Genomic DNA, 21,279 nt, shown 5'->3' with positions numbered 1-21,279 from the left:
CCCCGCGCCCCGGCGCCGCCGGCGGCCTCGACGGGACGGCCGCCGAGCGGGCCGCCGCCGCCCTGGGACTGACGCCGCGCCAGGTGCGCTCCGACTGGGACCGGGCCCGCCTCGCCGGGCTCATCGAGCTGCACGGCGACGCCGCCCGCCCCGGCTGGCGCCTGACGGCCTGGGACCGCGACGACGGCGCCGCCCTGCGCGGCTGGGTCGCGCTGTTCGACGCCTGGTCGCTGGCCCACCCGGCGCCCGCCGGCACCGACGGCACGTTCGCCGCCGAGGTCGTCGAGGCCGCGCCGCAGCTGCTGTCCGTCATGCACCTGTCGGCCGGCCCGGTCTCCGTCGCGATGCTCCTCGACCTCCTCCAGCAGCGCGTCGCCGAGATCCGCGCCGAGCGCTGCGAGGTCCCCTACGCCACCGCACCCGAGCCCACATGCCCCGTCCCGCCCGCGGAAACCTCGGTGGAAGCCCCCGCGGCCGCCCCGGCCGACGGTGACCCGCTCGCGAGGCTGCTCGACTGGGCCCTCGAAGCGCTCGCCTCCGTCGGCGCCCTGGTGATGAGCGGCGGCACCGGGCCACGGCGCGAGGCCCTCCTGACCCCCCTCGGGAACTGGTCGGTGTGGGTCAAGCTCGAACAGATCTGCGTCGCCGCCCAGAGCCCGGCGGGCAACATCGAGCTCTCCGCCGAGGCCATGCTGCGCGGCTGCGCCGACCTCACCCCCGGCCCGGCCCGCACCGAGTACCGCGCCTGGCTCGCCGCCCGCTCCACGCGCGGCGGCATCGACGAGCTCCTCGACGCCGCCCGCGGCGACGACGCGCTGGTGCGGGGCCTGGCCTTCGAGGCCCTGCGCGCGGTCGGCGCGGCCGCCGAGCCCGCCGTCCGGGCCGCCGTCGAGGAACCGGCCCTGCGCCCGTACGCCCTGCTCTGGCTCGCCGAGCACGAGGGGCGCGACCCCGAGCAGGTGGCCGAGGTCCTCACCCGCGAGGAGGCGACCTGGCTCTGGGTGGACACCGCGGCCGCCGTCGCCGACCACGGGCAGAGCGGGCTGCTGGTCCGCCACCTCGACTCCGCCGTGCAGGGCACCGTCCCGGGCCTCCTGGAGGAGGTACGGGCCGTCGGCCACCCCCGCACGGTGCAGGTGCTCGTCGCCCTCGCCGCCGCGCATCCGGATCCGGCCCTGGCGAAGGCGGTTCGCCGGGCGGCGTTCCAGGTGCATACGGGTGGGGCGTAGTCGTTGGGCCCCGGTTCGTTGCCGGGTGCGGCGCCGTTTCCCGCTGCGCGGAGCTTGTGCCGCTGCGCGGGGCTGTCAATGGTGCGGGGTCGGGCCTCCGCGGGCCCTTGTCAGGGCTGCTTCGCTTTACGCCCTGACAAGGGCCCGCTCCGGCCCGCCCCCTCCCGTGGGGGGTGGGAAAAAACCAGTTGGTGGTTGCGGTCAGCTGTCACGTTGCCGGTCACTACCAGCTTTTCCTCCCACCCACCGGCAGGAGGGGAGGGGGTTCCGGGGGCCTGTTGTCGGGGCGTAAAGCGAAGCAGCCCCGACAACAGGCCCCCGGAACCCCGGCACCGACCGCCAACAAGCCCCGCGCAGCGGCAACGGCTCCGCGCAGCGGAAAACGCACCCGCACGGGGCAACCGTGCGAACCCTGAACCGAACCCGTTACCCCGTAGGGACATACGTGCCGAAGCTCCAGACGTTTCCCTCCGCGTCCCGGGCCATGTAGTCCCGGGACCCGTAGTCCTGGTCGGTCGGGGGCGTGAGGATCTCCATGCCGGCCGCCTCGGCCCGCCGGTGGTGGGCGTCGACGTCCTCGACGACCACGTACACCCCGACCGGCCCGCTCTCGCGCATCGCCTCGGCGAACACCCCGGCCCGGCCCTTCGAACCGACCATCACCGTGCCGTTGCCGAAGGAGAGTTCGGCGTGCAGGACCGTGCCGTCCTCGCCCTCGTACAGGGCGGTGCGCGTGAAGCCGAATGCCTCGGTCAGCGCTTTGATCGCCGCATGGGCGTCGCGGTACAGCAGCGTGGGGTAGAGGGTGGGTGTCCCCGCTCGGATGCCTGCCATGACGGTCAACTCCTTCGGTTCGGTCGGGGAAGCGGTCAGCGGAAGGTGTCGCAGCGCGCCACGTCACCCGTGGTGAGGCCGGTGGTGAACCACTGCTGCCGCTGCGCGGCCGAGCCGTGCGTCCAGCTCTCCGGCGTGACGCGGCCCTGGAACCTCTCCTGGATCCGGTCGTCGCCGACGGCGGCGGCCGCGGACAGCCCGTCGTCGATGTCCGCCTGTGTCAGCCGCTCGATCAGCGGCCGCCCGGTGGACTTCTCGGGTGTGGTGGTCGCGTGCTTGGCCCAGACCCCGGCGTAGCAGTCGGCCTGCAGCTCGACCTTGACGGAGTTGCTCCCCGCGCCGGTCAGCCGGTCCTGCGAGCGGCCGAGCGTGCCCATGAGGTTCTGGACGTGGTGCCCGTACTCGTGGGCGACGACGTACGCCTGCGCGAAGGGCCCGCCACTCGCCCCGAACGTGCTCCGCAGCTCGTCGAAGAACCCCAGGTCCAGATAGACCTTCCGGTCGCCGGGGCAGTAGAAGGGGCCGACCTCGGACGTCGCCGCCCCGCAGGCGGTGTTCACCCGGCCGGTGAAGAAGACGGTCGAGGCCGGGGTGTAGGTGCGCGAGCGGCGGGCGAATTCCTGGCCCCAGAAGGACTGGGCGCTGTTGACCACGGCGACGATCCGGCAGTCCTCCTTGGTATTGGCGTCCTGGCCGGTGCGGCAGCGCTCGCCGACCTGCGCGTCCGAGCGGGAGCTCGCCGTGGGCGCGGGTCCGGAGCTGAGCCCGAGCTCCTGCGGCCCGATCCCGAAGAAGAGGCCGAGGACCAGGGCCACCAGGCCCACGATCCCGCCGCCGATGGTCATGCCCCCGCCGGGAATGCGGCCGCCCCGGGCGTCCTGCACCTGGGAGGTGTCGAGGTCCGCGTCGTCGTCGAACTGCATACACCACCGCCTTCCCCTCCCGAGTATCGGCGACCCCTCCGGCGGCCGCCCCCGGAATTCGGCTTGCGCGCCACCGTTAGACTGGTCCGTATGGCTTTCCTCCTCGTGCATTAGACGGCGTCGGCCCTCCGGCGCCCCGCCCCTGGTAGGCCCACGTCAGGCCGTTACGGGGCGTGCTCGCGCGCCGCTGTGTTCACCCCTGTCCCCATCGCCGTCCACCCCGCCCAGGAGTAATTCCCGTGATCACCGCCTCCGGCATCGAGCTGCGCGCCGGCGCCCGCGTCCTCATCGAGTCGGCTTCCTTCCGTATCGCCAAGGGCGACCGCGTCGGTCTCGTCGGCCGCAACGGTGCCGGCAAGACCACCCTCACCAAGTGCCTCGCCGGCCAGGGCATGCCCGCCGGCGGCACCATCGCCCGCTCCGGTGAGGTCGGCTATCTGCCGCAGGACCCGCGCACCGGCGACCTCGACGTCCTCGCCCGCGACCGGATCCTCTCCGCCCGCGGCCTCGACGAGACCCTGCGCAAGATGCGGGAGAACGAGGACCGCATGGCGAACGGCAAGGGCGCCACGCGCGAGAAGGCGATGAAGAAGTACGAGCGTCTGGAGACGGAGTTCCTGACCAAGGGCGGCTACGCCGCCGAGGCGGAGGCCGCGACCATCGCCGCCAGCCTCGGCCTGCCCGACCGGATCCTCGCCCAGCCCCTGCACACCCTCTCCGGCGGTCAGCGCCGCCGCGTCGAGCTGGCCCGGATCCTCTTCTCCGACGCCGACATCCTGCTCCTGGACGAGCCGACCAACCACCTCGACGCCGACTCGATCGCCTGGCTGCGGGACTACCTCAAGACCTACCGCGGCGGCTTCATCGTGATCTCCCACGACGTCGACCTGGTCGAGACGGTCGTCAACAAGGTCTTCTACCTCGACGCCAACCGCGCCCAGATCGATGTCTACAACATGGGCTGGAAGCTCTACCAGCAGCAGCGCGAGGCCGACGAGAAGCGCCGCAAGCGCGAGCGCCAGAACGCCGAGAAGAAGGCCGCCGCGCTGAACTCGCAGGCCGACAAGATGCGCGCCAAGGCGACCAAGACGGTCGCCGCGCAGAACATGGCCAAGCGCGCCGAGCGGCTGCTCGCCGGCCTGGACGAGGTCCGCGTCTCCGACAAGGTCGCCAAGCTGCGCTTCCCGGAGCCCGCGCCCTGCGGCAAGACGCCGCTCACGGCCGAGGGGCTGTCGAAGTCCTACGGCTCGCTGGAGATCTTCACCGACGTCGACCTGGCCATCGACAAGGGCTCGCGCGTGGTCATCCTCGGCCTCAACGGTGCCGGCAAGACCACGCTGCTGCGCCTGCTCGCGGGCGCCGAGAAGCCCGACACCGGCCAGGTCACCCCCGGCCACGGCCTCAAGCTCGGCTACTACGCGCAGGAGCACGAGACGCTCGACCCGGACCGCACGGTCCTGGAGAACATGCGTTCTTCCGCGCCCGACCTCGACCTCGTCGAGGTCCGCAAGACGCTGGGCTCCTTCCTCTTCTCGGGGGACGACGTCGACAAGCCGGCGGGCGTGCTCTCCGGTGGCGAGAAGACCCGGCTGGCGCTGGCCACCCTGGTCGTCTCCTCCGCCAACGTCCTCCTCCTCGACGAGCCCACCAACAACCTCGACCCGGCCAGCCGCGAGGAGATCCTGGGCGCCCTGCGCACCTACAAGGGCGCCGTGGTGCTGGTGACCCACGACGAGGGCGCCGTCGACGCGCTGGAGCCCGAGCGGATCATCCTCCTGCCGGACGGCGTCGAGGACCTGTGGGGCCCGGACTACGCGGACCTGGTCGCCCTCGCCTGACGAGTGCGTGATCAGTACGGTCCCGATCATTCGGCCGACAGGTGATCCATCATCTGAGTGAGTAGGGCTCGTACCCCGGTGCCACCCGACGCTCCGGCGCACGCTCCGTGCCATGCGCCGGGGCGTTCGTACTCACGGGCTCCGGTGCCCCTCCTGACCTGCCGCTTCACCCGGCCACCCGTACGGCCGTACGAGCAGAAGTCTTCGGAATTGCCTGTTCCAGGCCCTGCCGGCGCCGGAAATCGCCGAAACCTCATCCCATCGACCTTGTCGAATGGGTGGCCAGGAGGCCGTGTAGGGGTGATCATGAGAGACAAGAGGCGCATCTCCCATGAGGAGGCACGGGTGGCCGAGACTCTGAAGAAGGGCAGCCGGGTAACCGGCGCCGCGCGCGAAAAGCTCGCGGCAGACCTGAAGAAGAAGTACGACTCCGGTGCGAGCATCAGGGCGCTGGCCGAAGAGACCGGCCGCTCCTACGGCTTCGTACACCGGATGCTCAGTGAATCCGGCGTGATCCTGCGGGGTCGCGGCGGAGCCACGCGCGGCAAGAAGGCCGCCTCGGTCTGACGCCACGCACCCCAAGGCACCGTCGGTTTCGGGCAGTGCCACCCGGTCGGTCGAGCAGTCGGCCGGGTGGTTACTGTGCGGTAGTCAACATGCGACCGCAGCAGGTACCGAAGCCGATCGGAGCCCCGATGACCGCCCCCAAGACCCTGCTCGACCAGGACGGCGTGCAGCTCACCGTGGATGACGCGGTGGCCACCGTCACCCTCACCAACCCCGCCAAGCGCAACGCTCAGTCGCCCGCGCTCTGGCGGGCGCTGGCCGAGGCCGGACGGCTGCTGCCGGGCAGCGTGCGCGTCGTGACGCTGCGCGGAGAGGGCAAGTCCTTCTCCGCGGGACTCGACCGGCAGGCGTTCACGCCCGAGGGCTTCGAGGGCGAGCCGTCCTTCATCGACCTGGCGCGCGGCACCGACGAGGCGCTCGACGCCGAGATCGCCACCTACCAGGAAGCGTTCACCTGGTGGCGCCGCAATGACATCGTCTCCATCGCCGCCGTCCAGGGCCACGCGATAGGCGCGGGCTTCCAGCTCGCCCTCGCCTGCGACCTGCGCGTCTGCGCGGAGGACGCCCAGTTCGCCATGCGCGAGACCAGCCTGGGCCTGGTCCCCGACCTCACCGGCACGCACCCGCTGGTGTCGCTGGTCGGCTATGCCCGCGCCCTGGAGATCTGCGCCACGGGCCGCTTCGTGCACGCCCGGGAGGCCGAGCGCACGGGCCTGGCCAACCTCGTCGTGCCGGGCGCGGAGCTCGACGCCGCCGTCCAGGACCTGGCCGCCGCCCTGCTCGCCGCCCCGCGCGATGCCGTCATCGAGACCAAGGCGCTGCTGCGCGGTGCCGCCGACCGGACGTACGAGGACCAGCGCACCGCCGAACGCGCCGCCCAGGCCCGCCGCCTGCGCGACCTGGCCGGGCTGGGGGAGTGAGCCCCGCGGGGGCCGTTCCGTACGGCCCCCGCACTCCGGCGGGCGGTCAGCCCCGCACGCGGACGCCGTAGCGGGTGCGCAGGATGTGCAGCTCCCAGACGGAGACGGCCGTGACGGACAGCGGTCCGCCGAGGAAAGCGGCCAGCTGTACGACCAGCGGCCCGTTCGGCAGCCCGTCGCCGAGCTGGACCACGTTGAGCACCCACACGAGCACGGCCGTGAGCACCGCCGGCAGCGCGGCGTGCACATCGGCGGTGTTGAAGGCGTACCGGGCGGCGGCGCCGGAGGAGAAGACGAGGAAGAACGCCGCCCAGACCGTGAACGGTATCGCCACGACGAGGATGATCAGAAACATCACCGCCTGGAGGACGAGGATTCCCTCCAGAGCCTTGGCCAGCAGGGCCAGGAGTGTGAGTCCGCCGATCGTGCCGAGCGGTATGCCCAGGTACCAGCCGATGGCCTTGAGGGGGTAGCGCAGCCGGGAACGCAGCGCGGGGCGGTGCTGCGGCGGCGCGTACCAGATGAAACCGGCGATGATGAGCGGGCCGACGAGTATCAGCACCAGCGGTGCCATGAACAGCTTGGTGAAGCCGTCCTCGAACACGGCGCTCCAGCCGCCGTCGATGCCGTAGGTCGATATCAGCAGGAATGTGGTGAAGGCGCCGGTGATGGCCCGCGCTTTCTGGACGCGGCCGATGACCGGGTCGGTGACCCGGCCGGGGCTGGGAGCGGCGAAGATGCCGGCGGCGCGGGCGCGGGCGTTGTTTACGACTCCCAGACAGCCTGCGCCGCCCAGTTCCATCAGTGACATGAGACGTTCTCCCCGTTGAAGATCTTCGCGCGGAAGCTTATCCGGGCCTTATTCCGCGGTGTGACCGGTGCGGGGGCCGCGGACGCGCACGCCGTAGCGGGTGCGCAGGAAGCGGAGCTCCCAGGCGGAGATGGCGGTGACGGAGAGGGGGCCGCCGAGGAGGGCGGCGATCTTTATGGAGAGGGGGCCGTTGGGCAGGCCGTCGCCCAGGGAGACGAGGTTGAGCGTCCAGACGACTATCGCGGTGAACACGGCGGGCAGCGTGGGGTGCACGACGCCGGTGTTGAACGCGGTACGGGCGACGACGCCGGAGGCGAGGAAGACGAAGACGGCCAGCCAGAGCAGGCCGCCGACCAGCCAGAAGGACAGGAGCAGGGCGAGCAGCGGGCCGACGATCAGCCCGAACTTCCATGGGGCCACGTACGTGATGATCAGCCACCACACCCCGGCGGCCGCGCCCAGCCCCGCAAGGGGCAGGCCCAGGTAGGCACCCACGGTCATCAGAGGGAACCGCAGGTTCTGGCGCAGCCCCGGGCGGAGATCCTTCGGCGCGTAGAGGATGAACCCGGTGATGACGAGGGGGCCCGCGACGATGAGCACCAGCGGTGCCATGAACAGCTTGGTCAGCCCGTCCTCGAGGACGGAGCTCCAGCCGCCGTCCACGCCGTACATCCAGATGAGGGCGAACGTCGTCACCGTGCCGAGGAAGGCCCGGAGCCCCTGGACGAAGCGGATGCCCGGTGCGTCGAACTCCGCGAGGGCCTCGCGGCTGAAGCCGAGCCACTGGGCCGCCGCCCCGGCGGTCGTGAAGAGGGCGACCACACGCCCCTCGTCCGGCGTACTCGTCCCGGCCTCTGCCATGCCATGCCCCTCTCAGGGACATGCAGCCGCCGCCCCACCTTGATCAAACAGGCGGGGAGTCTATCGCTGTGACCATGACAGCCACCGTGGACGGTGATGGTGTGACCTGCGTCGATGCCCGCCCCACGGCCGTGCGGACGTCCCGTGCCGTGTCCAGCGCGCGGCGCTCCACGGTGACGGTGATGTCCACTTGGACGTGATCCCCCCGGGTCCGCGAGCTCGCGTGGGTGACACCCGGGACGGCGAGGGCGGCCCGGGTGAGGGGGTCCTGACCGGCCGGGGGCGGAGTCGGCGCGGTGCCGGGGCCGTCCGGCTCGTTCCGGGGCGGGGTCCCCGCGTCCAGCAGGTCCGTCAGGCGCAGGTCGGTCGACTCGACCAGCAGGCCCAGTCCCTCTTCGGCGGTGTGCCTCAGCACCGCCCGCAACCGGGCCGCCGTCTCCGGGAACGGGAGGTCCGCCGTCGTCGCCACGTCCGCCTCGATGCGGAGTGGGCCCGGCGGGAGCGCGCTCGGGGGCGGCGGCACCGCCGGCGGGGAGGTCGCCTTGACGAGGGCGATGCGGACCGCTTCCAGGCGCACTGCCGGAAGCGCGGCGTGCGCCGCCCGGCGCAACGCGCCCACCGCAGCCGACTCCGTGATCCAGGCGCCGTCCTCCGCGCCCCCCAGCGGAAGCAGTCTGCCGCGTGCGAGTTGCCGCCGTACGGTCTGTGCCCACTGGTCCGCGGCCACCACGGTCACCCCTCAGCCGGTATGGGGCAGGCATGCGCCGGCCTCTCCCCTTCAGCCTGCCCCAATCGGCATGTTCCGGACGGGCGGCTCACTCGGACGGCGCCGCTCCGGCCGCTTCCGCCGCTTCCCCCGAGCGGCCCGGGCGGAGCGCGCCTAAGGTGGCAAAAGGAGCCGTAGACGTTTTCCTCCCCCGGGAAAGAGGCGATCGACGATGACCGACAGCGCGCAGAAGGAGCCCCTGGCCCTTCCCGCCGACCGCGGCCGGACGACCATCGCCGACGGCGTCGTGGAGAAGATCGCCGGACTGGCGGCCCGTGACGTCGTCGGTGTGCACGCGATGGGCGGCGGCCTCGCCCGCACGTTCGGAGCCGTACGGGACCGGGTGCCCGGTGGCGGCAAGTCGGTCTCCCGCGGTGTGAAGGCCGAGGTCGGTGAGGTGCAGACGGCCCTCGATCTGGAGATCGTCGTGGATTACGGGGTCGCCATCGCGGATGTCGCCCGCGCGGTGCGGGAAAACGTCATCTCAGCGGTGGAACGCATGACGGGCCTGGAGGTCGTCGAGGTCAACATCGCCGTGAGCGACGTCAAGCTGCCGGATGAGGAAGAGGACGAGCCGGAGCAGAGGCTCCAGTAGAGGAGCGCACGATGAGCATGGCCTTGATCGGCATGATCGCCGGCATGGCGCTCGCGTTCGCCGGGTATTTCGGCGGATTCGGAGCCTTTGTGCTGGTGGCCGCCCTGGGTGCGGTCGGGTTCGTGGTCGGCCGCTTCCTGGACGGCGACCTCGACGCGGGTGAGTTCTTCCGCGCGCGGGAGCGCGACGGACGGCGTCGATGAACCGAGGGGAGCGGTGAGGGGACGTGGTGGAACCGGCTGAACGCGGTGCGACCCGGATCGCCGACCGCGTCGTCGCCAAGATCGCGTCACAGGCGGCCCGGGAGGCGCTGAGCGACGCGGCCCCGCCCCCGGGACACCCCCGGGACGGCGCGCACGGGGGGCGCCCCTCCCCGTACGCGACGGTGGCGGTGCGCGACGACTCGGCCCGGGTCCGGGTCTCCGTGGAGCTCGGCTATCCGGCGGACCTGGGCGCCCGGTGCGCCGCGGTGCGGCGGCGGATCGTCGAGCGCGTGCGCACGCTGGCGGGCATGGACGTACCGGAGGTCGTCGTCACGGTGGAGCGGCTGCACTCGGCGCAGACCCTCTCCGCGGGCCGGGAGCGGGTGCGATGAGCGGAACCGAGGCCGCCGTCGGCCCCCCGGCGCCCGAGGAGGACGCCGCGCGACCGGCGCCCCCCACCGAGGCCCCGGCCGCCGGACACGCCCGGCGGTTCTGGTCGACGCGGCGGCTGCCCGCCGCGCTCGTCTCCGCCGTGGTCCTCGGCGCCGCCGGGATCCTCCTCTACGACGTGTCCGCCGTACGGGCGCACCGGCCCGCGATGGGCTGGCGTCGCCGGCTCGCCCGCGAGCTGGCCGCCCGGCCCCTGGACGACGCCTGGATCGTCGTCGGCGCCGCGGCCGCCGTGCTCGCCGGCCTGTGGCTGATCGCGCTCGCCCTCACCCCCGGTCTGCGCGGGGTGCTGCCCATGCGGCGCGACAACCCGGACGTCCGCGCCGGCCTGGACCGCAAGGCGGCGGCGCTGGTGCTCCGGGACCGGGCGATGCGGGTCTCCGGCGTGCGGTCCGTACGCGTCGACGTCGGACGCCGCCGGGTCAGGGCGCGGGCGCAGTCGCACTTCCGGGACCTGGACGAGGTACGGGCCGACCTCGACTCCGTACTGGCCGACGGCGTGGACCGGCTGGGGCTCGCCCGGCGGCCGGCGCTGTCCGTGTCCGTACGCCGACCGGCCAAGAAGTGAGGGCGCGATGCTGACGACGGTCAACCGGGTGCTGGTCGCGCTGGCCGGGGTGGTGCTGGTCGCGCTCGGCGCGGCCGTGCTGATCGGCGCCCTGGACCTCCAGCGGCACTGGGACTTCGCCCTGCCCTCCGCCTGGCCCTTCGACGGGCCGCAGGACGTGCTCCTCGGCCGCGCCGACCGCCGCAAGTGGCGGGGTGAGGACTGGTGGTGGCCGGCGGTGATCGTGACGCTCGCGGCCGTCGTGCTGCTCGCCCTGTGGTGGCTGCTGGCGCAGCTGCGGCGGCACCGGCTGCGCGAGATCGTCATCGACACCGGGGACGGCGAGGCCGCCGCGCTGCGGGGCCCGGCCCTGGAGACCGCGCTGGCCGCCGAGGCGGAGTCCCTGGACGGCGTCGACCGCGCGCTGGTCGTGCTGCGGGGCCGGAGTGCCGCGCCGGAGGCCCGGATCGCGCTGACCCTGGCCCCGCACGCCTCCCCGGACACGGCGCTGCGCCGGGTGGGCGACGAGGCCCTCGCGCACGCCCGTTCGTCGGCGGGGCTCGGCCGGCTTCCCGCCGAGGTGCGTCTCGGCGTGGTGCGGCACCGCGCCGAGCGGGTGGACTGAGGGCCCCGCGTCAGGGCGCCGGGTCCGGGTCGAGCAGCGCGAAGGCGGTGCCTACGAGGCCGATGTGGCTGAACGCCTGGGGGAAGTTGCCCAGTTGGCGCAGGGCCACCGTGTCGTACTCCTCCGAGAGCAGGCCGACGTCGTTGCGCAGGGACAGCAGCCGCTCGAAGAGCTCCCGCGCCTCCTTGGTGCGGCCGGTCAGCCGCAGCGCGTCGGCGAGCCAGAACGAGCACACCACGAAGACGCCCTCCTGGCCGGGCAGCCCGTCGATGTGCCCGCCGTCGAGGGTGTAGCGGCGCACGAGCCCGCCGTGGGTGAGCTCCTGGCGGACGGCGTCCACGGTGCCCACGACGCGCGGGTCGTCGGGGGGCAGGAAGCCGACGCGGGGGATGAGGAGGGTGGCCGCGTCCAGTTCGCGGGAGCCGTAGTACTGGGTGAAGGTGCCCCGCGCGGCGTCGTAACCCCGCTCGCAGACCTCTTGGTGGACCTCCTCCCTTATGGCCCGCCAGCTGTCGATGTCGCCCTCCAGCCGGGAGTCGCCCTCCATCGCGCGGATCGCGCGGTCGGCGGCCACCCACGCCATCACCTTGGAGTGGACGAAGTGGCGGCGCGGTCCGCGGATCTCCCAGATGCCCTCGTCGGGCTCCCGCCAGTGGTCCTTGATGAACTCCATGAGGCAGCGCTGGAGCCGCCAGGCGTGCGGCTTGGGGCCGAGCCCGCCCTCGCGCGCGACGTGGAAGGAGTCCATGACCTCGCCGTAGACGTCGAGCTGGAGCTGGGTGACGGCGCTGTTGCCGACGCGTACGGGGGCGGAGCGCTCGTAGCCGCCGAGCCAGGGCAGTTCGACCTCGGGCAGCCGGCGCTCGCCCGCGAGCCCGTACATGATCTGCAGGTCGGCGGGGTCGCCGGCGACCGCGCGCAGCAGCCAGTCGCGCCAGGCACCGGCCTCGTCGACGTAGCCGGCGGCGAGCAGCGCGCCCAGGGTGAGGGTGGAGTCGCGCAGCCAGCAGTAGCGGTAGTCCCAGTTGCGGACGCCGCCGATCTCCTCGGGCAGGGAGGTGGTGGGGGCGGCGACGATGCCGCCGGTGGGGGCGTACGTGAGCGCCTTGAGGACGATCAGCGAGCGGACGACGGCTTCGCGGTGCGGGCCGTCGTAGGTGCAGCGGGCGGCCCAGGTGCGCCAGTCCTCCAGGCTGTGGCGCAGCGATTCGTGCGGGTCGACGAGCCGGGGGCGCTTCTGGTGCGAGGGGTGCCAGGTCAGGACGAAGGCGACCTGCTCGCCGGCGGAGACGGTGAACTCCGAGCGGGTGCTGAAGCCGCGGCCGTAGGTGCGGACGGGCGGTTCGCTGCGCAGCCAGACCGAGTCGGGGCCGGCGACGGCGACGCGGTGGCCGTCGGTGCGGCGGACCCAGGGGATGACGTTGCCGTAGTCGAAGCGCAGCCGGAGCACGCCGAGCATGTCGACGGAGCCCGAGACGCCTTCGACGATGCGGACGACATCGGGGGCGGTGTCGCGCTGGGGCATGAAGTCGATGACCTTGACGGTGCCACTGTCCGTCTCCCAGACGGTCTCCAGGACGAGGGAGTCCTTCAGGTAGGAGCGCCGGGTGCAGTCGCCGGCGCCGTCGGGGGCGAGCCGCCAATGGCCGTTGTCCTGGTCGCCGACGAGCGCGGCGAAGCAGGACGGTGAGTCGAACCGGGGCAGGCAGAGCCAGTCGATCGAGCCGTCCCGGCCGACGAGGGCGGCGGTCTGGAGATCGCCGATGAGCGCGTAGTCCTCGATGAGTGGTGCCACGCGGAGCGTCTTCCCACCAGGTGCGGGGGCTACTCCGGCGCGGAGGCCGTCCGGGCGACGGTGCCGTGCGCCGGCGCGTCGGCGGCGCCCGCCCCGGCGGCGGCCCTGGCGGCCTCGGCGGCCCGGTCGCGGCGCTCGCGGCGGACCAGGACGAACCAGCCGACGGGCACGAACGCGGCGAACAGCCACCACTGCACGGCGTAGGCCATGTGCGGGCCGATGCCGCTGTGGTCGGGGGCGGGCACGAGCTCGGGGCCGCTGTCGCCGGGGGCGGGATCGGTGAGTTCGAGGTAGCCGCCGAGGACGGGGCGGCCGAGGGCCTTGGCCTGCCGCTCGCTGTCGATGCGCATGACCTGACGGGGCGGCAGGCCGGTGGTGTCCTTGATGCCGCTGGCGTCGGTCTCGTCGGCGCGCAGCCGGCCGGTGACGGTGACCTTGCCGGACGGCGGCGCGGGGATCTGCGGGAACTTCGTCTGCTCGCCGTCGGCGGGGATCCAGCCGCGGTTGACGAGGACGGCCCGGCCGTCGGCCAGCAGCAGGGGGGTGAGGACCCAGCGGCCCGACTTGCCGTCGGCGCTGGTCCGCATCCGGACGATGACCTCGTCCTTGGTGTCGTACGTACCGCTGGCGGTCACCCGGTGCCAGACGGCGTCCCGGGTCACGGGCCGGCCCGGCGCGGTCAGCTCGGTGACGGGCACGGGGTCGGCGGCCAGGCTGCGGGCCACCAGGTCGTTGCGCGCGACCCGGTGTTCATGGCGGTGGAACTGCCAGAAACCCAGTTTGATCATCACCGGGATGAGGGCGAGTCCCACGAGCGTGAGGATCACCCACTGCCGGGACAACAGGAAGCGGTACACGCATTTGACGGTACCTGGCGTGGTTCGCCCCCCTGCCATCGGGTGCCGCCGGCTCACGCGCCGGACGGGCCCCTGGCCTCGCTCCGCGCGGGGACCACGTGCTGGAGGAGCTGCATGAAGGCCGCCTCGTCGATGACCGGAGTGTCGAAGGAGCGCGCCTTGGTGGTCTTGGAGGTGAGGGAGTCGGGGTCGTTGGTGACCAGGAGGCTGGTGAGCCGCGACACACTCGTGGCGATGTGCAGGCCCGCCTCGATGGCGCGGTCCTCCAGCAGCTCGCGGTCGACGGAGGTGTCGCCCGAGAACGCCACCCGCATGCCCTGAATGAGCTGTTCGCCCGCTTTGTACCGACCGGGGTTGGGGTACGGGCAGGCCGGGCGCTTCCGGCTGGCCCGCCAGGTCCCCGACCGGTACGACGGCTGATAGCCGATGGAGGCCGAGCGCGTCGCCGTGGGCCCGTCGGACCACTCCGTCAGCGGCTGGCACGCCAGCAGCGGCAGCCGCAGCCCCGCCTCGGCCGCCAGGTGCAGGCTGGGCCGGAACGCCTCCGCGAGCACCCGGGCGTCGTCCAGCGCGTGGTGCGCGCGCTGCTGTACGACGCCGTAGTGCGCGGCCAGGGACTCGAGCTTGTGGTTGGGCAGCGGCAGGCGCAGCTCCTTGGAGAGCGCGATGGTGCACAGCCGCTGGCGCACCGGGGCGGTGGAGCGCGCTCGTGCGTACTCACGGGCGAGCATCGACCAGTCGAAGGCGGCGTTGTGCGCGACGAGGACCCGGCCGTCGAGCCGCTTCGCCAGCTCGCCGGCGATCTCCGGGAAGAGCGGCGCGTCGGCGAGGACTTCGGTGGTCAGGCCGTGGATCCACACCGGGCCGGGGTCGCGCTGCGGGTTGACCAGCGTGTACCACTGGTCCTCCACCCGGCCGCGGGCGTCCAGCTGATAGACGGCGGCCGACACTATCCGGTCGTCGCGGGCGAGCCCGGTGGTCTCCACGTCGACGACCGCGTATCCCTCGGGATACGCGGCCGGCCACGGGGTCGGCGAGGCGGCGGCGGCGCGGTCTTCGAGCATGGTCACAGAGAATACGGGCCCGCACTGACAGCGCGGTTCCCGGCCGGGCCCGTAACAGGGGGTCAGGAGGGGGCGGCCGAGGTCGGCGAGCGGCTCGCCGGCAGTGATCCGCGCCACTCCGGCGCATGGGCGGCAGGCCGTGTCCGGTGGGTCTTCGGCTGCGGGCCGCTTTGCCGTCTGCGGCGGGGGCGCCCTGCGGGCGTGTCCTCAATCTCCCCCAGCTACCTCCCCCAGACTCCGTCCGGGGGCACCCCCAGCGGTAGCTGGGGGAGATTGAGGACACCGCCGCGCAGCGGTGGTGCGACCGACACGGCCCGCGGCGCCCTCTCACATGATCCGCCAGACACGGCCTACGGGTTCGGGAAGAGCCGGAAGGCCGTGCCGGTCACCTCCTCGCCGTGCCGGCCCGCGCCGGGGAAACCCCCATCACCCGGAAGGTGGACACCGGTCCACGGCGCGCGCCTGTCGGCGGGATCGACCGGCATCGGCGCACAGATCCGGGACCGTTCCACGAGGCCGGTACCGGCAGGTGCGGGCGAACCACCGGTAACCCCATTCAGTACCCGGCGGTAACCCACCCCTAGCGGCACACCCGCCGACGCGCTTATGGTGCCGCCATGCCGCACCTTCCCGACGTCGTGCTGTGGTCCATACCCGCCTTCCTCCTGCTCACCGCCCTGGAGTTGGTGAGCTACCGGCTGCGCCCCGCCGAGGAGAACGGAGCGGCCGGGTACGAGACCAGGGACGCGGCGACGAGCATCGGCATGGGGCTGGGCAGCCTGGTCTTCGACACCCTGTGGAAGATCCCGATCGTCGCCGTCTACACCGCCGTGTACGAACTCACCCCGCTGCGCGTGCCCGTGCTGTGGTGGACGCTGCCCCTGATGCTCCTGGCGCAGGACTTCTTCTACTACTGGTCGCACCGCGGCCACCACGTCATCAGGATCCTGTGGGCCTGCCACGTGGTGCACCACTCCAGCCGGAAGTTCAACCTCACCACCGCGCTGCGCCAGCCGTGGACGTCCTGGACGGTGTGGCCGTTCTACGTGCCGATGGTCGCCGCCGGTGTGCACCCGGCGGCCGTGGCGTTCTGCTCGTCGGTCAACCTCGTCTACCAGTTCTGGGTGCACACCGAGCGGGTCGGGAAGCTGCCCCGGCCCGTCGAGTACGTCCTGAACACCGCCTCGCACCACCGGGTGCACCACGCCTCCCAAGGCGGCTATCTGGACCGCAACTTCGGCGGCATCCTCATCGTGTGGGACCGGCTCTTCGGCTCGTTCGTACCGGAGGTCGAGCGTCCGGTCTACGGCCTGACGAAGAACATCGACACCCACAACCCGCTGCGCGTCGCCACCCACGAGTACGCGGCCATCCTGCGCGACCTGCGGGCGGCCCGCGGCTGGCGGGAGCGGGCCGGGCGGGTCTTCCGCGGCCCCGGGTGGCAGCCGGAGCGACCCCCGGCCGGTCCGCGCGTGGAGGTCCCCGCCCACGAGCGGGCCGCGTGAGACGGCCCCGTGCGGCTCCCGCGCTGCTCGTCGCCTTCGCGGCCCTCGCCACCGCCCACCTGGGCGCGCTGCTCGCCGGATCCGCCGTCGCGACGGCCACCAAGCCCGCGCTGATGCCGCTGCTCGCCGCGTACGCCCTCGCCCGCGGCGGACCGCCGCCGCTCGCCGCCGCGCTGCTGCTCGGCTGCGGCGGCGACACCCTGCTGCAAGTCGGCGGGGACACGGCCTTCCTGCTCGGCATGGGGTCCTTCGCCGCCGGGCACGTCTGCTATCTGCTGCTCTGCGCCCGCCACGGCACGGCCGGCGGCCGCCGTACGTACGGGCTCGCCGCCCTCTACGCGGCCGGCTGGCTCGCCACGATGACGCTGCTGTGGCCCGGCCTGGAGGCGGACCTGCGGGTGCCGGTGACGCTCTACAGCCTGCTGCTGACGGCGATGGCGCTCGGCGTGAGCCGCGCCGGGGTGCGGGCCGGGGCGGGCGGACTGCTCTTCCTGGTGTCGGACACGCTCATCGCGGGCGGCCTGGCCGGGCTGCCGCGGCCGCCCGTACCCCAGTTCTGGATCATGCTGACCTATCTGGCCGCCCAGTTCCTGCTCGCCGACGGGCTGCTGCGGAGCGGCCGGACGACGCGAGGGGCCGGACCGCGCCGGCCCGGCCCCCCTCGCACCGCGGGACGTCAGTCCTGGACCGCGTCCAGGGCGTCGACGATGCCGTAGCCGTAGAAGTTGTTCACGTGCTTGGTGCCGGCGCAGACGCCGTCGATCTTGCCGTCACCGTCCGGGTCGTACGGGGCCGTCGAGCAGCCGGGGTTGTCCGCCTGCGCCTTGAGGAGCCACTGGATCTCCTGCGGGCTCGACTTGGGGTGCGCGCTCTTCAGCAGTGCCGCGACACCGGCCACGTGCGGACCGGCCATCGAGGTGCCCTGGAGGTAGGCGTAGTCGCCGCCGGGCATCGTGGAGAGGATGCGGCCGTCCTTGGCGGGCAGCTCGGGCACCTGGTACTTGTCGCCGCCGGGCGCCGCCACGTCGATCACGTTCGAACCGTAGTTGGAGTAGAACGACTTGAGCGACTTCGGGCCGGTGGCCGAGACGGTGACGACACCGGGGAGCTGCGCCGGGACGTCCAGGCACTTGGCCGGGTCGATCTTGCGCGACCCCGGGGTGGTGTCGTTCGGGCTGGAGGTGTCGATGATCTCCTTGGCCGCCAGGTCGAAGTTGGAGTTGCCGGCGGAGGCGACGTTGACGATGCCCTTGCCCTGCGCGTACTTCGTGGCGCGGCCGACGGACTCGGCTATCGCCTTCTGGTCGGGGTCGTCGGCGCAGTTGAACAGCCACGGGTCGACGTAGTAGCTGTTGTTCGTCACCGCGACGCCGTGGTCGGCGGCGAAGACGAAGGCGCAGACGACGCTCTCGGCGTAGAAGAAGCTGTCCTTGGCCGTGGAGACCTTGATGCCGGAGACCTTCACGTTCGGCGCGACACCGGCCACACCGACGCCGTTGCGGGCCGCGGCTATGGTGCCGGCGACGTGCGTGCCGTGGTAGTCCGTGTCCGGGTCGAACGGGCGCCAGGCGCCGGGCGTGGTGTCGGCCTTGCCGCTGACGCAGCTGGCCGACTGGCTCGCGGAGAAGTTCGGCGCGAGGTCCGGGTGGGTGTCGTCCACGCCGGTGTCGATGACGCCGACGGTGACCTTGCGGCTGCCCGGGTTGATCTTCGCCGCCTGGTCCGCCTTGATGGCGGGCAGGTCCCACTGGAGGCCCTCCAGGGGCTCCTTGCCGGAGGCGAGCGAGCGCTCCGCGGCCAGGGCGCTGCTCTTGGGCAGCTTCAGCTTCTCGGGCTTGCCGACGTCCGTGGTGGCGGCCGTGGAGATCGGCGCGGTGCGGGTGGCGCCCGCGGACTGCACACCCGGCACGGCGCGCAGCGTCTTGGCGAACTCCGGGTTCTTCGAGTGGGCGACGATCACGCCTATGCGGTCGTACGTCGTCACGATGGACCCGCCGGCCGCGGTGACGGCCTTCTTCACCTTGCCGAGGGTGGCGCGGTCGGTCCCGGTGTTGATCACGTACGACAGCAGCGGGCCGTCGGTGGTGGCCGTGGCCTTCGTGGCCGTCGCGCCCTGCTGGGCGGCGGACGCGGCGCCCGGCAGGAAGCCGAGCGAGGCGGTGAGGGCCAGTCCGACGGGGACGGCCAGCAGGGCGTGGCGCCGTCTGGAGCTCAGCTGAGCCATGGGTTCTCCACATCATCCGAAAACCGCCGGGCGCATGGATACGCGCGACGGGTACATGACGAGTGAAGCTAGCGCCGATCACCGGCCCCGAGCAATGAATTGCCGGAACAAAGTCCGGCAGCGACCGACGCGGGCGCATAAATGACGTCCCGTCAGAGTTTTTATGGAAGTGGACTCCCAGCTTCCGTCACGGCGGCAGACCGGCGTCGCGCAAGGTGTCGATGCTCAGCGGCGGCAACAGGACGCGGGGTCCGTACCAGCGGCCCGCGCGCGGAATCACGGCCGGCCGACCGGTCGGCACGGCCGCTATGGGCGCCGTCAACCTGACGATCCCGAACGGTCGTCGACCGGGGGACGGCGGGGGAGGAGGTGGCGCGTCGCTCACACCAGGTCAACGAGGGCGCGGGCGGGCGGTGTCGCCCGTACGGCGGCTCGCGCGGAATTCGCCCACCGACCCCCTGTCGCATACTGCGACCTGCCTCTACGATGCGTGATCCGAATCACAAGACAACGGCTCGCGCCTTCGCACCCCCTTGTCAGGAGAGACCGTGGACACCGCACCAACCGCAGCCCAGGGGCCGGACGACCCCGGCTGCCCCGCTCCGCCCGGCGCATCGGCCGAACCCGACCGCTTCGGCGAGGTGCAGGCCGGCGCCGAATTCGGTGAACTGCGGCGGGCCCAGCGCTCGTTCGCCTTCCCGGTCACCATCGCCTTCGTCACCTGGTACCTGCTGTACGTCCTGCTCTCCAACTACGCGGGCGCGTTCATGGACACGACCGTGATCGGGAACATCAACGTCGCGTTCGTCCTCGGCCTCGGCCAGTTCCTCACCACGTTCCTGATCGCCTGGTGGTACTCCCGGCACGCCGCCGCCGAACTCGACCCCAAGGCCGAGGCCCTCCGCGCCCGTCTGGAGGCCGGCGAATGACCAGCACCCTCTCCGCCCTCGCGCTCGGCCACCCGCTCGCCGCGGGCGCCGCGAGCGAGCACCGCACCCTGATCATCACGCTCTTCTCGGTCTTCGTCGCCGCGACCCTCGCCATCACCGTCTGGGCCGGCCGCCAGACCAAGGACGCCACCGACTTCTACGCCGGCGGCCGCTCCTTCACCGGATTCCAGAACGGCCTGGCCATCTCCGGCGACTACATGTCCGCCGCGTCCTTCCTGGGCATCGCCGGCGCCATCTCGCTCTTCGGCTACGACGGCTTCCTCTACTCCATCGGCTTCCTCGTCGCCTGGCTCGTCGCCCTGCTCCTGGTCGCCGAACCGCTGCGCAACTCCGGCCGCTTCACCATGGCCGACGTCCTCGCCTACCGGCTCAGGCAGCGGCCCGTACGCACCGCCGCCGGCACCTCCACCATCGTCGTCTCGATCTTCTACCTGCTCGCCCAGATGGTCGGCGCGGGCGCGCTGGTCGCCCTGCTGCTCGGCGCCACCGGCGAGGGCTCCCGCCGCTGGATCATCGGCCTGGTCGGCCTGGTGATGGTCCTCTACGTGACCATCGGCGGCATGAAGGGCACCACCTGGGTGCAGATCGTCAAGGCGGTCCTGCTCATCGCGGGCACCCTGCTGATCACGGTCCTGGTGCTCAACAAGTTCAACTGGAACGTCTCCGCCCTCCTCGGCGAGGCCGCCGAGCAGAGCGGCCGTGGCAAGGCGTTCCTGGAACCGGGCCTCCAGTACGGCAAGGACGGCACCTCCAAGCTCAACTTCATCTCGCTCGGCCTCGCCCTCGTCCTGGGCACCGCCGGCCTGCCCCACATCCTCATCCGCTTCTACACCGTGCCCACCGCCAAGGCCGCCCGGAAGTCGGTGAACTGGGCGATCGGCATCATCGGCGCCTTCTACCTGATGACCATCGCCCTCGGCTTCGGCGCCGCGGCCCTCGTCGGCCCCAAGGCGATCACCGCCTCCAACGAGTCCGGCAACACCGCCGCGCCGCTGCTCGCCCAGGAGATCGGCGGCGGTGCCGGCTCCACCGGCGGCGCGATCCTCCTCGCCGTGATCTCGGCCGTCGCGTTCGCCACCATCCTCGCGGTGGTCGCGGGCCTCACCCTGGCCTCGTCGGCGTCCTTCGCCCACGACCTGTGGGCCAACGTCATCCGCAGGGGCCGCACCAGCGAGAAGGAGGAGATCCTCACCGCCAAGTGCGCGGCCGTCGTCATCGGCGCGGTCTCCATCGCGCTGGGCATCTTCGCCCACCGGCTCAACGCGGCCGCCCTGGTCGCCCTGGCCTTCGCCGTCGCGGCCTCCGCCAACCTCCCGACGATCCTCTACAGCCTCTTCTGGAAGCGCTTCACCACCCAGGGCGCCCTGTGGTCGATCTACGGCGGACTGATCTCCTCCGTCACCCTGGTGATCTTCTCGCCGGTCCTCTCCGGCAACCCCAAGGCGCTCTTCCCCGGCATGAGCTTCGACTACTTCCCGCTCGCCAACCCGGGCCTGGTCTCCATCCCGCTCGGCTTCCTGCTCGGCTGGCTGGGCTCGCTGCTGTCCAAGGAACTGCCCGACACCGAGAAGTACGCCGAACTGGAGGTCCGCTCCCTCACCGGCTACGGCGCCCACTGACCCACCGCACACCGGCGGCCCCTCGGTCGTACGCACCGTTCAACGAACTGTTGAACGTCACACCCATCGCGTACGCTGCGGAACATCGAACGCATC

22 protein-coding genes are annotated in these 21,279 nt (G+C 72.3%); 13 read left to right on the top strand and 9 right to left on the bottom strand.

All coding sequences use genetic code 11. The features are described from left to right. Positions 1-1,229: hypothetical protein (locus tag J7E86_RS11690; protein WP_215081524.1), on the top strand; the 1,229-nt coding region annotated here is incomplete at its 5' end. A gap of 426 nt (positions 1,230-1,655) precedes the next feature. Here J7E86_RS11690 and J7E86_RS11685 read toward each other — a convergent pair. Together J7E86_RS11685 and J7E86_RS11680 are read right to left on the bottom strand one after the other, a co-directional pair. Beyond that, on the bottom strand, positions 1,656-2,063 hold the full coding sequence (locus J7E86_RS11685) for a VOC family protein (protein WP_215081523.1): 408 nt from the start codon (positions 2,061-2,063) through the stop codon (positions 1,656-1,658). A gap of 35 nt (positions 2,064-2,098) precedes the next feature. After that, complete coding sequence (locus tag J7E86_RS11680; RefSeq protein ID WP_215081522.1) at positions 2,099-2,986, bottom strand: neutral zinc metallopeptidase; 888 nt, start codon at positions 2,984-2,986, stop codon at positions 2,099-2,101. Positions 2,987-3,225: 239 nt separating this feature from the next. Here J7E86_RS11680 and J7E86_RS11675 point away from each other — a divergent pair, with 239 nt between their 5' ends. The 3 genes from J7E86_RS11675 to J7E86_RS11665 all read left to right on the top strand — a co-directional run bounded on the left by J7E86_RS11675 (position 3,226) and on the right by J7E86_RS11665 (position 6,311). Next, positions 3,226-4,824 carry an ABC-F family ATP-binding cassette domain-containing protein gene (locus J7E86_RS11675; RefSeq protein ID WP_215081521.1) on the top strand — a complete coding sequence of 533 codons (1,599 nt, stop codon included), beginning with the start codon at positions 3,226-3,228 and terminating at the stop codon, positions 4,822-4,824. A 345-nt stretch (positions 4,825-5,169) separates the two neighbouring features. Further along, positions 5,170-5,391 carry a helix-turn-helix domain-containing protein gene (locus J7E86_RS11670; RefSeq protein WP_004955677.1) on the top strand — a complete coding sequence of 74 codons (222 nt, stop codon included), beginning with the start codon at positions 5,170-5,172 and terminating at the stop codon, positions 5,389-5,391. A gap of 128 nt (positions 5,392-5,519) precedes the next feature. Next, positions 5,520-6,311, top strand: coding sequence for an enoyl-CoA hydratase/isomerase family protein (locus J7E86_RS11665; RefSeq protein ID WP_215081520.1), 792 nt, complete (start codon positions 5,520-5,522; stop codon positions 6,309-6,311). Between the two features lie 46 nt (positions 6,312-6,357). Here the strand turns inward: J7E86_RS11665 and J7E86_RS11660 are convergent, their stop codons facing one another. From J7E86_RS11660 to J7E86_RS11650, 3 genes are read right to left on the bottom strand one after another with little or no spacing between them, the layout of a single operon-like run. Beyond that, positions 6,358-7,122 (bottom strand): hypothetical protein, encoded by a 765-nt coding sequence (locus J7E86_RS11660; RefSeq protein WP_215081519.1) that lies wholly within the window; start codon positions 7,120-7,122, stop codon positions 6,358-6,360. 48 nt (positions 7,123-7,170) lie between these two features. Then, positions 7,171-7,983, bottom strand: a complete 813-nt coding sequence (locus J7E86_RS11655; RefSeq protein ID WP_215081518.1) for a hypothetical protein — start codon at positions 7,981-7,983, stop codon at positions 7,171-7,173. A 43-nt stretch (positions 7,984-8,026) separates the two neighbouring features. After that, the gene (locus tag J7E86_RS11650; RefSeq protein ID WP_308312562.1) at positions 8,027-8,713 is read right to left on the bottom strand and encodes a nucleopolyhedrovirus P10 family protein; all 687 of its coding nucleotides are present in this window, start codon (positions 8,711-8,713) and stop codon (positions 8,027-8,029) included. A gap of 208 nt (positions 8,714-8,921) precedes the next feature. Here J7E86_RS11650 and J7E86_RS11645 point away from each other — a divergent pair, with 208 nt between their 5' ends. From J7E86_RS11645 to amaP, 5 genes are read left to right on the top strand one after another with little or no spacing between them, the layout of a single operon-like run. Next, positions 8,922-9,344: an Asp23/Gls24 family envelope stress response protein gene (locus J7E86_RS11645; RefSeq protein WP_215081517.1), complete on the top strand. Its 423-nt coding sequence runs from the start codon at positions 8,922-8,924 to the stop codon at positions 9,342-9,344. Positions 9,345-9,355: 11 nt separating this feature from the next. Beyond that, on the top strand, positions 9,356-9,547 hold the full coding sequence (locus tag J7E86_RS11640; RefSeq protein WP_215081516.1) for a hypothetical protein: 192 nt from the start codon (positions 9,356-9,358) through the stop codon (positions 9,545-9,547). Between the two features lie 26 nt (positions 9,548-9,573). After that, entirely contained in the window at positions 9,574-9,939 is a 366-nt protein-coding gene (locus J7E86_RS11635; protein WP_215081527.1) for an Asp23/Gls24 family envelope stress response protein, read from the top strand. Further along, the gene (locus tag J7E86_RS11630; RefSeq protein WP_215081515.1) at positions 9,936-10,565 is read left to right on the top strand and encodes a DUF6286 domain-containing protein; all 630 of its coding nucleotides are present in this window, start codon (positions 9,936-9,938) and stop codon (positions 10,563-10,565) included. The genes J7E86_RS11635 and J7E86_RS11630 overlap by 4 nt, the downstream gene beginning before the upstream one ends. Positions 10,566-10,572: 7 nt before the next feature. Continuing rightward, a complete protein-coding gene (gene amaP, locus J7E86_RS11625; RefSeq protein WP_215081514.1) occupies positions 10,573-11,169 on the top strand; it encodes an alkaline shock response membrane anchor protein AmaP in 597 nt (198 codons plus the stop codon). A 10-nt stretch (positions 11,170-11,179) separates the two neighbouring features. Here amaP and J7E86_RS11620 read toward each other — a convergent pair whose 3' ends face one another. The 3 genes from J7E86_RS11620 to J7E86_RS11610 are packed head-to-tail and all read right to left on the bottom strand — an operon-like array spanning position 11,180 to position 14,885. After that, positions 11,180-12,964 (bottom strand): glycoside hydrolase family 15 protein, encoded by a 1,785-nt coding sequence (locus J7E86_RS11620; protein ID WP_215081513.1) that lies wholly within the window; start codon positions 12,962-12,964, stop codon positions 11,180-11,182. 29 nt (positions 12,965-12,993) lie between these two features. Next, positions 12,994-13,821: an SURF1 family protein gene (locus J7E86_RS11615; protein ID WP_215081512.1), complete on the bottom strand. Its 828-nt coding sequence runs from the start codon at positions 13,819-13,821 to the stop codon at positions 12,994-12,996. A 53-nt stretch (positions 13,822-13,874) separates the two neighbouring features. After that, positions 13,875-14,885 (bottom strand): DEDDh family exonuclease, encoded by a 1,011-nt coding sequence (locus J7E86_RS11610; RefSeq protein WP_215081511.1) that lies wholly within the window; start codon positions 14,883-14,885, stop codon positions 13,875-13,877. A gap of 617 nt (positions 14,886-15,502) precedes the next feature. Here J7E86_RS11610 and J7E86_RS11605 point away from each other — a divergent pair. Together J7E86_RS11605 and J7E86_RS11600 are read left to right on the top strand one after the other, a co-directional pair. Next, positions 15,503-16,390 (top strand): sterol desaturase family protein, encoded by an 888-nt coding sequence (locus tag J7E86_RS11605; RefSeq protein WP_215081510.1) that lies wholly within the window; start codon positions 15,503-15,505, stop codon positions 16,388-16,390. Next, complete coding sequence (locus J7E86_RS11600) at positions 16,387-17,106, top strand: lysoplasmalogenase (RefSeq protein WP_215081509.1); 720 nt, start codon at positions 16,387-16,389, stop codon at positions 17,104-17,106. The genes J7E86_RS11605 and J7E86_RS11600 overlap by 4 nt, the downstream gene beginning before the upstream one ends. Here J7E86_RS11600 and J7E86_RS11595 read toward each other — a convergent pair. Beyond that, positions 17,067-18,614 (bottom strand): S8 family serine peptidase, encoded by a 1,548-nt coding sequence (locus J7E86_RS11595; protein WP_215081508.1) that lies wholly within the window; start codon positions 18,612-18,614, stop codon positions 17,067-17,069. The two genes, J7E86_RS11600 and J7E86_RS11595, sit on opposite strands and share 40 nt — an antisense overlap. A gap of 548 nt (positions 18,615-19,162) precedes the next feature. On the opposite strand from J7E86_RS11595, the gene J7E86_RS11590 reads away from it, so the two are divergent. Next, positions 19,163-19,543 (top strand): DUF485 domain-containing protein, encoded by a 381-nt coding sequence (locus J7E86_RS11590; RefSeq protein WP_374223790.1) that lies wholly within the window; start codon positions 19,163-19,165, stop codon positions 19,541-19,543. Beyond that, positions 19,540-21,183: a cation acetate symporter gene (locus tag J7E86_RS11585; RefSeq protein WP_215081506.1), complete on the top strand. Its 1,644-nt coding sequence runs from the start codon at positions 19,540-19,542 to the stop codon at positions 21,181-21,183. Before J7E86_RS11590 ends, J7E86_RS11585 begins: the two co-directional genes overlap by 4 nt. Positions 21,184-21,279: the final 96 nt, after the last annotated feature.

The organism is Streptomyces sp. ISL-11 (assembly GCF_018614525.1).
Lineage (GTDB): Bacteria > Actinomycetota > Actinomycetes > Streptomycetales > Streptomycetaceae > Streptomyces.
This window is presented reverse-complemented; position numbering and strand designations above follow the sequence as displayed.